The following is a 10,956-nucleotide window of genomic DNA, read 5'->3' as shown; positions in this document are numbered from 1 at the left end:
CCGCCTCGCACGCTGCGGTACAGCTGGTGAGCCATGAGCAGGAACCAGGCGCCGGCGACGAGGGTGACGGCGGCGTAGACCACCCCGGCGGCGGGGACGAGCACCAGCGACGTGATCACCATCGCCCAGCTGTACAGCAGGATCTGCTTGGTGACGTGCTCCTCGGTGGCGATCACCGGCAGCATCGGGACACCGGCCGCCTTGTAGTCCTCCTTGTAGCGCATCGCGAGCGCCCAGGTGTGCGGCGGCGTCCAGAAGAAGATGACGAGGAACAGCACGATGGGCTGCCAGCTCAGCGATCCGGTGACCGCCGACCAGCCGACCATGACGGGCATGCAGCCCGCGGCACCGCCCCACACGACGTTCTGCCAGGTCCGACGCTTGAGCACCATCGTGTACACGAGCACGTAGAACGCGATGGTCAGGACGACCAGGCACCCGGCGAGCAGGTTGGCCCGCCACCACAACCACAGGAACGACGCGATCCCGAGGGTCATGCCGAACACGAACGCGTGCGACGTCGGCACCGCGTCGCGGGCCAGCGGCCGGCGCGCGGTCCGCTTCATGACCTTGTCGATGTCGGCGTCGACGACGCAGTTGAGGGAGTTCGCGCTCGCCGCACCCATCCATCCGCCGAACAGCGTGCTGAGGATCAGCAGGATGTCGACGTTGCCGCGGTCGGCCAGCAGCATCGCCGGGATGGTCGCGACCAGCAGCAGTTCGATCACCCGCGGCTTGGTCAACGCGATGTAGGCCAGGACCTTGCCCGTGACGCGACCCAGCACCGTGTCGGTGCCGGTCGCGCGGGGGGCGGGGCTGGGGCTGCCGAAGCCGTGTCCGCTCGGCTGATGCCCTGTCCGCACGTTTTCTCCTCGCACCACGCTTTATTCCACATCCGAATGCCGGCGACTGCTCCCGAAGTCCTTCGCGACGGCCGGCCGTCTACTACAAACGATGGTAGACCGCCGTAATGCGCGAACCGAATCGACCCGGATACGACCGCACACTAGGCTGGAGTCGCACAAGAGGCCCACGCATCCTCAGGCTCCACGTTCACCCATGTCAGGAGACTTCTGCCCGTGTCGATCACAGACGACATCCACGTCCTCACGCAACCGGTTCATCCCGCCGACTGGACCGAACTGGACACCAAGGCCGTCGACACCATCCGGGTGCTCGCCGCCGATGCAGTGCAGAAGGTGGGCAACGGCCACCCTGGCACGGCCATGAGCCTCGCCCCCCTCGCCTACACCCTCTTCCAGCGCGTCATGCGCCACGACCCCACCGACGCCGACTGGATCGGCCGCGACCGGTTCGTGCTGTCCTGTGGACACTCCAGCCTCACCCTCTACATCCAGCTGTACCTCTCCGGCTACGGGCTCGAACTGGGCGACCTGGAAGCGCTGCGCACCTGGGGCTCGAAGACCCCCGGCCACCCCGAGCACGGCCACACCCGCGGCGTCGAGATCACCACCGGTCCGCTGGGCCAGGGACTGGCCTCCGCCGTCGGCATGGCCATGGCCGCCCGCCGTGAGCGCGGCCTGTTCGACCCCGAGCCCGCGCTCGGCGACAGCCCGTTCGATCACCACATCTACGTGATCGCCTCCGACGGCGACATCGAGGAAGGCGTCACGTCCGAGGCGTCGTCCATCGCCGGTGTGCAGCAGCTCGGCAACCTGACGCTGATCTACGACGACAACAAGATCTCCATCGAGGACGACACCGCCATCGCGCTGTCCGAGGACACCGCCGCCCGCTACGAGGCGTACGGCTGGCACGTGCAGATCGTCGAGGGTGGCGAGAACGTCGTCGCCATCGAAGAGGCCCTGAACAAGGCCCGCGAGGTCACCGACAAGCCGTCCCTGATCCTGCTCCGCACGATCATCGGCTTCCCCGCCCCGACCAAGATGAACACGGGCGCGGCGCACGGCGCCGCCCTCGGTGCCGACGAGGTCGCCGCCGTGAAGAAGGCGCTCGGCTTCGATCCGGACAAGACGTTCGAGGTCGCCGACGACGTCATCGCGCACACCCGCAAGGTCGTCGAGCGCGGCGCGCAGGCGCACAAGGAGTGGCAGGCCCAGTACGACGAGTGGACGCAGCGCGCCCCCGAGGGCAAGAAGCTGCTCGACCGCCTGATCGGACGCGACCTGCCCGCCGGCTGGGCCGACGTCCTCCCGACGTGGGAGCCCGACGCGAAGGGTCTCGCCACCCGGAAGGCGTCCGCCGCCGTCCTGAACGCCGTCGGACCGGTGCTGCCCGAGCTGTGGGGCGGCTCCGCCGACCTCGCGGAGAGCAACAACACCACCATCAAGGGTGCCGACTCGTTCGGTCCCACGTCCATTTCCACCAGCATGTGGAATGCGGAGCCCTACGGTCGCACCCTGCACTTCGGTGTCCGCGAGCACGCGATGGGCTCGATCCTCAACGGCATCGCCCTGCACGGGCCGACCCGCCCCTACGGCGGCACGTTCCTCGTCTTCAGCGACTACATGCGTCCCGCCGTCCGGCTCGCCGCGATCATGAAGACCGCGGTCACCTACGTGTGGACGCACGACTCCATCGGACTCGGCGAGGACGGTCCCACGCACCAGCCGATCGAGCACCTCGCGGCGCTGCGCGCCATCCCCGGCCTGTACGTCGTGCGGCCCGGCGACGCGAACGAGACCGCGCACGCGTGGCGCGCCGTTCTCGAGAAGGGCGCCGACGAGGCCACCCGAGCTCCCGCGGGTCTCGCCCTGACCCGCCAGGACCTGCCGGTCCTCGAGGGCACCAGCTACGACGGTGTTTCCCGTGGCGGTTACGTCCTCGCCGACGCGTCCACCGGGGCACCGGAGGTCGTGCTCATCGGCACCGGCTCCGAGCTGCAGCTGGCCGTCGCCGCCCGCGAGGCCCTCGAGGCCGAGGGCATCCCCACCCGGGTCGTGTCCATGCCGTGCGTCGAGTGGTTCGACGCCCAGGACCAGGCCTACCGCGACGGGGTGCTCCCCCCGACGGTCAAGGCGCGGGTCTCCGTCGAGGCCGGCGTCTCGATGCCGTGGTACCGCTTCGTCGGTGACGCAGGCGAAATCATCTCCATCGAGCACTTCGGTGCCTCCGCCGACTACAAGACCCTGTTCCGCGAGTTCGGCTTCACCGCCGAGGCCGTCACCGCCGCCGCTCAGCGCTCGCTCGCACGCGTGAAGGGATAACGCCATGACTCAGAACCCCAACCTCCACAAGCTCTCCGAAGCCGGCGTCTCGGTGTGGCTCGACGACCTCTCCCGTGACCGCATCGAGTCCGGCAACCTCGCCGAGCTCATCGCCACCAAGAGCATCGTCGGTGTCACCACCAACCCGTCGATCTTCCAGGCCGCGCTCAGCAAGGGCCACGTCTACGACGCCCAGGTCCGCGAACTCGCCGAACGCGGCGCCGACGTCGAAGCCACCATCCGCACGGTGACCACCGACGACGTCCGCGCCGCCTGCGACGTCCTCGCCCCGCAGTTCGAGGCCAGCCGCGGCGTCGACGGCCGGGTGTCCATCGAGGTCGACCCGCGCCTGGCCCACGACGCCGACAAGACCGTCGCGCAGGCCGTCGAACTGTGGAAGATCGTCGACCGCCCAAACCTGTTCATCAAGATCCCGGCCACCGAGGCCGGCATCCCGGCCATCGCCAAGGTGCTGGGTGAGGGCATCAGCGTCAACGTCACGCTGATCTTCTCGGTGGAACGGTACGAACTCGTCATGGGTGCCTACCTCGACGGTCTCGAGGCCGCGAAGGCCGCCGGCCACGACGTCTCCCGCATCCACTCGGTCGCCTCGTTCTTCGTCTCCCGCGTCGACACCGAAATCGACAAGCGGCTCGACAAGATCGGCACCCCCGACGCCCTCGCGCTGCGCGGCAAGGCCGGCGTCGCGAACGCCCGCCTCGCGTACGCCGCGTACCAGCAGGTCTTCGAGGTGCAGCCGCGGTTCCAGGGTCTGCTCGCGGCCGGTGCCCGCCCGCAGCGCGCACTGTGGGCGTCGACGGGCGTCAAGAACCCCGACTACCCGGACACCCTGTACGTCGCCGACCTGGTGGCCCCGAACACCGTGAACACGATGCCGGAAAAGACTCTCGACGCGTTCGCCGACCACGGCGAGGTCGCCGGCGACACCGTCTCCGGCACCGCCGTCGCGTCGCAGGAGATCTTCGACCAGCTCACCGCCGTCGGCATCGACCTGCCCGACGTGTTCAAGGTCCTCGAGGACGAGGGCGTCGACAAATTCGAGGTGTCCTGGAACGAACTCCTGGAGGCCACGGCGGAGCAGCTGCGCGCAGCAGGGCAGAAGAGCTGATACGTGAGCGAGCCCGCAGCGTCAGACGAATGGGTCAATCCACTTCGCGACAGTAGGGACAAGCGCCTACCACGCATCGCCGGGCCGTGTGCGCTGGTGATCTTCGGTGTCACCGGCGACCTGGCCCGGCGCAAGTTGATGCCCGCCATCTACGATCTGGCCAATCGTGGTCTTCTGCCGCCCGGGTTCGCTCTCGTCGGGTTCGCCCGAAGGGATTGGTCGGACGAGGATTTCGGCAAGATCGTTCACGACGCGGTGCGCGACCATTCCCGGACCCCGTTCCGGGAGGACGTGTGGGAGCGGCTGTCGGAGGGCCTGCGTTTCGTCCAGGGCAGCTTCGACGACCCGGCGTCCTTCCAGGAGCTGGCGAGCACCCTCGCCACGCTCGAACGCGAACGGGGGACCGGCGGCAATCACGGGTTCTATCTCGCGATTCCGCCGGACGCGTTCCCGGTGGTCCTCAAGCAGCTGTCCGAGGCCGGGCTCGCCCGGTCGAACGACAACCAGTGGCGCCGGGTGGTCATCGAGAAGCCGTTCGGTCACGACCTCGCGAGCGCACGTGAGCTCAACGCGGTCGTGAACGAGGTCTTCCCCGAGGACACCGTCTTCCGGATCGACCACTACCTCGGCAAGGAAACCGTTCAGAACATCCTGGCGCTGCGCTTCGCCAACCAGTTGTTCGATCCGATCTGGAACGCCCACTACGTGGATCACGTGCAGATCACCATGGCCGAGGACATCGGTCTCGGTGGCAGGGCCGGGTATTACGACGGCATCGGGGCGGCGCGGGACGTCATCCAGAATCACCTGCTGCAACTCCTCGCGTTCACCGCGATGGAGGAGCCGATCAGCTTCGAACCGTCGGAGTTGCAGGCGGAGAAGATCAAGGTGCTCTCCGCCACCACACTCGCGCAGCCGCTCGACGAGACCACCGCGCGCGGCCAGTACGCGGGCGGCTGGCAGGGTGGCACCCGGGTGGTCGGTCTGCTGGAGGAGGACGGCTTCTCGCAGGACTCCACCACGGAGACGTTCGCCGCGATCACCCTCGAGGTCGACACCCGCCGCTGGGCGGGTGTGCCGTTCTATCTCCGCACCGGGAAGCGGCTCGGCCGCCGGGTCACCGAGATCGCCGTGATCTTCAAGCGCGCGCCGCACCTGCCGTTCGATCGAACGATGACCGAGGAACTCGGGCAGAACGCGCTCGTCATCCGGGTGCAGCCGGACGAGGGTGTGACGATGCGCTTCGGGTCCAAGGTCCCGGGATCGAGCATGGAGGTCCGCGACGTCAGCATGGACTTCAGCTACGGTCAGGCGTTCACGGAGTCGTCCCCGGAGGCGTACGAACGCCTCATCCTCGACATGCTGCTCGGGGAACCTTCCCTGTTCCCCGTCAACGCCGAGGTCGAATTGTCGTGGGAGATTCTCGATCCGGCGCTGGCCGCCTGGGCCGCGGAGGGCAAACCGGAACCGTACGAGGCAGGCACGTGGGGTCCCCCGTCCGCGGACGAAATGATGCACCGCACCGGTCGCGAATGGAGAAGGCCGTAGATGATCATCGACATCCCCTCGACCACCACCGGCCAGGTCAACAAGAAACTGGTGGAGCTCCGGAAGACCGGCGGGGCGGTGACGCTGGGACGGGTCCTCACCCTGGTGGTGTGCACCCGGGACAGTGAGAACTCCGAGGACATCATCGACGCCGCCAACGAGGCGAGCCGGGAACATCCCTGCCGTGTCATCGTCGTCGCGCGCGGTTCCCGCGACGCCGAACCGCGGCTGGACGCCCAGATCAGGGTCGGTGGTGACGCCGGCGCCTCGGAGGTGGTGGTGCTCCGCCTGTTCGGCGAACTCGCCGATCACGAGAGCAGTGTGGTGGTGCCGTTCCTGCTCCCCGACACCCCGGTCGTCGTGTGGTGGCCCGAGACCGCTCCCGCCGTCCCCGCGAAGGACCCGGTCGGCAAGCTCGCGATCCGGCGGATCACCGACGCGACGGACCGTGCGGATCCCGCCGCCGAGATCAAGGGTCGCCTCGCCTCCTACACGTCCGGTGACACGGATCTGGCGTGGAGCCGAATCACGTTCTGGCGGGGGCTCATCACCTCGGCCGTCGATCAGCCACCACACTCGCGCATCGAATCGGCGGTCGTCTCGGGCCTCGTGGACGAGCCCGCCGTCGACATGATCGCCGGTTGGCTGGCGGGCCGTCTCGATGCGCCCGTCACCCGCAGGGTCGGACCGCTGTTCGTGACCCTCGAGTTCGCGGACGGTGGCACGCTGACCATCAGCCGCCCGCAGACCGGCACCACCGCCACGTTGTCGCGGACCGGCAAACCGGATGCGCTGGTGGCGCTGGGCAGGCGGGAGACCCGCGACTGCCTGGCCGAAGAACTACGCAGACTGGACCCCGACGAGGCCTACGAGGCCGCACTCGCCGGGCTGACGAAGGTGACGTATGAGTGACATCCACGTAGAAGTGCACCCCGACACCGCCACGCTGGTGACGAAGGCCGCGGAGCGGTTCGTCGCCACCGTCGTCGCCGCCCAGAAGGACCGCGGGTCGGCGTCGGTGGTCCTCACCGGCGGCGGCACCGGGATCGGGCTGCTCGAGAAGGTCCGGGAGAACCCGGGCGACATCGACTGGCGCGCGATCGACATCTTCTGGGGTGACGAGCGTTTCCTGCCCGCCGGCGATCCGGAACGCAACGACGTGCAGGCGCGGGCCGCGCTGCTCGACCACGTCGACGTCGATCCCGACCGCGTGCACACCATGCCCGTCGCGGACGGGATCTACGAGAACGACCCGGAGGCGGCCGCCGTCGCGTACGCGCAGGTGCTCGGGGCGCACGCCGACGGCAGGCAGGTCCCGGTCTTCGACGTCCACCTGCTCGGCATGGGCGGTGAGGGACACGTCAATTCGCTGTTCCCGGACACCGACGCGGTCCGCGAGGAGCACCGGTTCGTCGTCGCGGTGACGGACTCCCCCAAGCCGCCGCCGGTGCGGGTCACGCTGACCCTGCCCGCAGTCCGGCACGCCGACGAGGTGTGGCTCGTCGTGTCCGGTGACGCCAAGGCCGAGGCGGTGGCCGCCGCGATCGCGGGCGCACCGCCCGTCGAGATCCCGGCGTCCGGGGCCCGCGGACTCTCGGCCACCCGGTGGCTTCTCGACACGTCGGCCGCGTCCCGGCTGCCGAACTGACGCGTCCCGAACCGGGGCTCTCATCCGACGGGGTCCTCGTCGTCGTCCGCCGGTAACCCGGCCGGCGACCGGGGGTCCCGTTCGACCGGTGTCCGGGTGACCCGGCACTCGGTGACGATGCGGCCGGCCCGAAGCGGGCTCGCCGTCCGCGCCGACCCCCGCCCGATTCCTCCGCGCCAATAGACCGGGTCACCCGCGCATCGCCTCATTCGTCGCCCCACTTCGTCTCGGAAACGTTGTGCTCTTTCCCGTTTTGACGCAGGGACGGGCGGTTCGGTTCCCCCGCCCCGCGAGAAAGTTCACCGCTTTCTCGCGGAGGCGCGGGAACCGGCCCTGCTACCCGCTGTTGCGCAGTGCGGTCGCCAGCCCGTTCATCGTGAGCTGGATGCCGCGGCGCGTCTGATCGCTGTCGTCCCCTGCCCGGTAGCGGCGCAGCAGTTCCACCTGCAGGTGGTTGAGCGGCTCGAGGTACGGGAACCGGTTGTGCACCGACCGCTCCAGACCGGGATTGTCGGCGAACAGTGTGTCGTTCCCGGTGATCGCCTTGTACATCCGGATGGTCCGCTCGTGCTCCTCCGCGATCTTGCCGAACACCCGTTGCCGCAGTTCCTCGTCGGGGACGAGTTCCGCGTAGCGGGCCGCGAGACCCATGTCGGACTTCGACATCACCATCGCCAGGTTCGACAGCACGGTCCGGAAGAACGGCCACGTCTCGTAGAGACGGGACAGCGTCGCCACCCGTTCGGGGTCGACCTGCGTCCATTCCTCGAACGCGGCGCCGGTGCCGTACCACCCGGGCAGCATGACCCGGGACTGACTCCACGACAACACCCACGGGATGGCCCGCAGGTCGGAGATGGACGTGGTCTGCTTGCGGGAGGCCGGACGGCTGCCGATGTTGAGCGCCCCGATCTCCGCGACCGGTGTCGACATCTCGAAGTACTCCACGAATCCGGGTGTCTCGTGCACCAATTCGCCGTAGGCGCGGCGGGCCAGCGCGGCGAGTTCGTCGAGGATGCGGTACGCCGGTTCGGCGTCGTCACCGAGGCCCTCGACGTCGAGCAGGGTGGCCTCCAGGGTCGCGGCGAGCAGCGTTTCGAGATTGCGTTGCGCGAGGCGGGGTTCCGCGTACTTGGCGGCGATCACCTCACCCTGTTCGGTGATCCGCAGCGATCCGGCCACCGCTCCGGGCGGCTGCGCGAGGATCGCCTCGTAGCTGGGTCCGCCGCCGCGGCCCACGGTGCCGCCGCGACCGTGGAAGAGCCGCAACCGGATTCCCGTCTTGCGGGCCGCGTCGACCAGGTCCAGCTCGGCACGGTACAGCGCCCAGTTGGCCGCCAGGTAGCCCCCGTCCTTGTTGGAGTCGGAGTACCCGAGCATCACTTCCTGGGCGTCGCCACGCGACGACACCAGGGCCCGGTAGATCGGGACCTCCAGAGTGGCCTCGAGAGTGGCGGCCCCCTGCTGCAGGTCCTCGATCGTCTCGAACAGCGGCACGATGCCCACCGGGCAGGTCGGCGCCTCCCCCGACCCGGGATCGAGGATGCCCACCTCCTTCAGCAGGACGGCGGCCTCGAGCATGTCGCTGACGGACGTGCACATGCTGATGATGTAGTTGGGCACCGCGCCCGCGCCGAGTGTTCGCACGGCGTCGGCGCCGGCCTGGAGAATGGCGAGTTCCTTCGCCGTCAGCTCGCTGAACTCGGCGTTCGTCGTGGTCAGGGGGCGCCGGGTGGACAGCTCCGCCGACAGCAACTCCACCCGCTCGTCCTCGGACAGCGACGGGTAGTCGGCGTGCACGCCCGCCCATGCCAGCAGTTCGGCGACGACGGTCTCGTGCACGTCCGAGTTCTGCCGCATGTCGAGTCCGGAGAGGTGGAAACCGAACACGTCCACCGAGTCCCGCAGGATCGCCAGTCCGTCGTCGGCGATCGTGCCGTCGCCGCCGCGCCGCAGGGAGTCGTCGACGACGTCGAGTTCGTCGAGCATCTGCCGCGGCGTGTCGTAGGGTGCGAGCCCGAGGTCGAGCCCGTGATCGGGCGCCTCCCCGAGGATGCGGTGCGCGGTGGCCGTGAGACGCCCCCGGATGCCCCGCACCGCACGGCGGTACGGCTCGTCGGCCCGGAACGGTGAATCGTCCTGGGACGCCGCGGCCAGGAGGTCGAGGGCAGGTGTGACGGTGACGAGACGGGCCGACATGGACAGTTCCCGCTCGAGCGTCTCGAGTTGCCCGAGATGGTGCTCGATCGCGGTGGCCGCGGCCCGGGTCGTGGCCTGGCGGACCACGTCGTCGGTGACGTAGGGATTGCCGTCGCGGTCCCCGCCGATCCACGATCCGGGGCGCAGGATCGGTTCCCGGCCCAGGTCCGCGTCCGGCCACCGCGACCGCAGGGCACTGCGCAGTTCGGCGTTGATCTTCGGGACGACCTCGAACAGTGCCGCGTCGTAGTACCGCAGCCCGACCTCGATCTCGTCCTGGATCCGCAACCGCGACAACCGGATCAGCGCGGTCTGCCACAGGGTGAGGATCTGCCGCCGCAGCCGGACGTCGACGTCGGCCGTCTCGGATTCGGTCAGGGCGGTGCGTTCGCGGTACCGCATCAGTTCGGTGATCCGCGACTGGGTTTCGAACACCGTGCGGCGACGAGTCTCGGTGGGATGCGCGGTGATGACCGGTGACACGAGCGCCCCCCGCAACGCGTCCGCGACGACTTCGCTGCTCAGGTGAGCGGCGTCGAGCTTGGCGAACGTGGCGGTCAGGGTGCTGTCGGGGGCGGGTTCACCGGCGGCGACGTGGACGGCGCGCCGGCGTTCGCGGTGGTTGTCCTCGGCGAGGTTGGCCAGCAGGGCGAAGTGGCTGAAGGCCCGGATGACGGGAATGGCGTCGCTCGTGGACACCTCGGTGAACATGCCGGCCAGATCGGCGCGGTCGATCTCGGAACGACGGACCCGGAACGATTCGACCCTGGCCTTCTCGACGAGGTCGAAGACGGCGTCTCCGGCCTGTTCGCGCACTATCTGACCGAGGATGCCGCCCAGGAGCCGAATGTCTTCGCGGAGTGGTTCAGTGGCCTCACGTGGGGTTTCGATCATGCATCCAGTATCGACCGGTGACGGCCCGTCCGCATGATGAAGCCGATCAGCCGAACTTGATCTCCAGGCCGATGCCGATGATGGCGATGAACCAGATCAGACCGGTGAAGACGGTGAGCCGGTCGAGGTTCTTCTCGACCACGGTGGAACCGGACAGGCTGGACTGGACGCCGCCGCCGAACAGGCTGGACAGGCCGCCGCCCTTACCGCGGTGCAGCAGCACCAGCAGAATCAGCAGCAAGCTGGTGATCACCAGCAAGATATCCAGGAACAGTTCCATGTCTGTCTACGTCCACCCATCCAGTAGGAACAACTACGACCTCGTACACCCTACAGGCGCTCCGCGCTCG

At 68.8% G+C, this 10,956-nt stretch carries 8 protein-coding genes; 5 read left to right on the top strand and 3 right to left on the bottom strand.

Features of this window, described 5'->3' with window-relative positions; translation table 11 throughout:
• Positions 1 to 863: heme o synthase (locus ACFTZB_RS36945; RefSeq protein ID WP_378439536.1), on the bottom strand; the 863-nt coding region annotated here is incomplete at its 3' end.
• Positions 864 to 1,079: 216 nt separating this feature from the next.
• On the opposite strand from ACFTZB_RS36945, the gene tkt reads away from it, so the two are divergent.
• Genes tkt through pgl form a run of 5 tightly spaced genes read left to right on the top strand, consistent with a single transcriptional unit; the run spans position 1,080 to position 7,513 of the window.
• Positions 1,080 to 3,188, top strand: coding sequence for a transketolase (gene tkt / locus ACFTZB_RS36940; protein WP_378439534.1), 2,109 nt, complete (start codon positions 1,080 to 1,082; stop codon positions 3,186 to 3,188).
• A 4-nt stretch (positions 3,189 to 3,192) separates the two neighbouring features.
• Complete coding sequence (gene tal / locus ACFTZB_RS36935; RefSeq protein ID WP_378439532.1) at positions 3,193 to 4,317, top strand: transaldolase; 1,125 nt, start codon at positions 3,193 to 3,195, stop codon at positions 4,315 to 4,317.
• A gap of 3 nt (positions 4,318 to 4,320) precedes the next feature.
• Positions 4,321 to 5,865, top strand: a complete 1,545-nt coding sequence (gene zwf / locus ACFTZB_RS36930; protein ID WP_378439530.1) for a glucose-6-phosphate dehydrogenase — start codon at positions 4,321 to 4,323, stop codon at positions 5,863 to 5,865.
• Positions 5,866 to 6,777, top strand: coding sequence for a glucose-6-phosphate dehydrogenase assembly protein OpcA (opcA, locus tag ACFTZB_RS36925; protein WP_378439528.1), 912 nt, complete (start codon positions 5,866 to 5,868; stop codon positions 6,775 to 6,777).
• Positions 6,770 to 7,513 (top strand): 6-phosphogluconolactonase, encoded by a 744-nt coding sequence (gene pgl / locus ACFTZB_RS36920; protein ID WP_095860617.1) that lies wholly within the window; start codon positions 6,770 to 6,772, stop codon positions 7,511 to 7,513. The genes opcA and pgl overlap by 8 nt, the downstream gene beginning before the upstream one ends.
• A gap of 336 nt (positions 7,514 to 7,849) precedes the next feature.
• Here the strand turns inward: pgl and ppc are convergent, their stop codons facing one another.
• Both ppc and secG read right to left on the bottom strand, forming a co-directional pair.
• On the bottom strand, positions 7,850 to 10,606 hold the full coding sequence (gene ppc / locus ACFTZB_RS36915) for a phosphoenolpyruvate carboxylase (protein WP_378439526.1): 2,757 nt from the start codon (positions 10,604 to 10,606) through the stop codon (positions 7,850 to 7,852).
• A 46-nt stretch (positions 10,607 to 10,652) separates the two neighbouring features.
• Positions 10,653 to 10,886 carry a preprotein translocase subunit SecG gene (secG, locus tag ACFTZB_RS36910; protein WP_015890633.1) on the bottom strand — a complete coding sequence of 78 codons (234 nt, stop codon included), beginning with the start codon at positions 10,884 to 10,886 and terminating at the stop codon, positions 10,653 to 10,655.
• Positions 10,887 to 10,956 lie beyond the last annotated feature (70 nt).

Source organism: Rhodococcus sp. NPDC057014 (assembly GCF_042673295.1).
GTDB lineage: Bacteria > Actinomycetota > Actinomycetes > Mycobacteriales > Mycobacteriaceae > Rhodococcus_F.
Note: the sequence above shows the minus strand (reverse complement) of the source record. Positions and strands in the feature narration are given on the sequence as shown.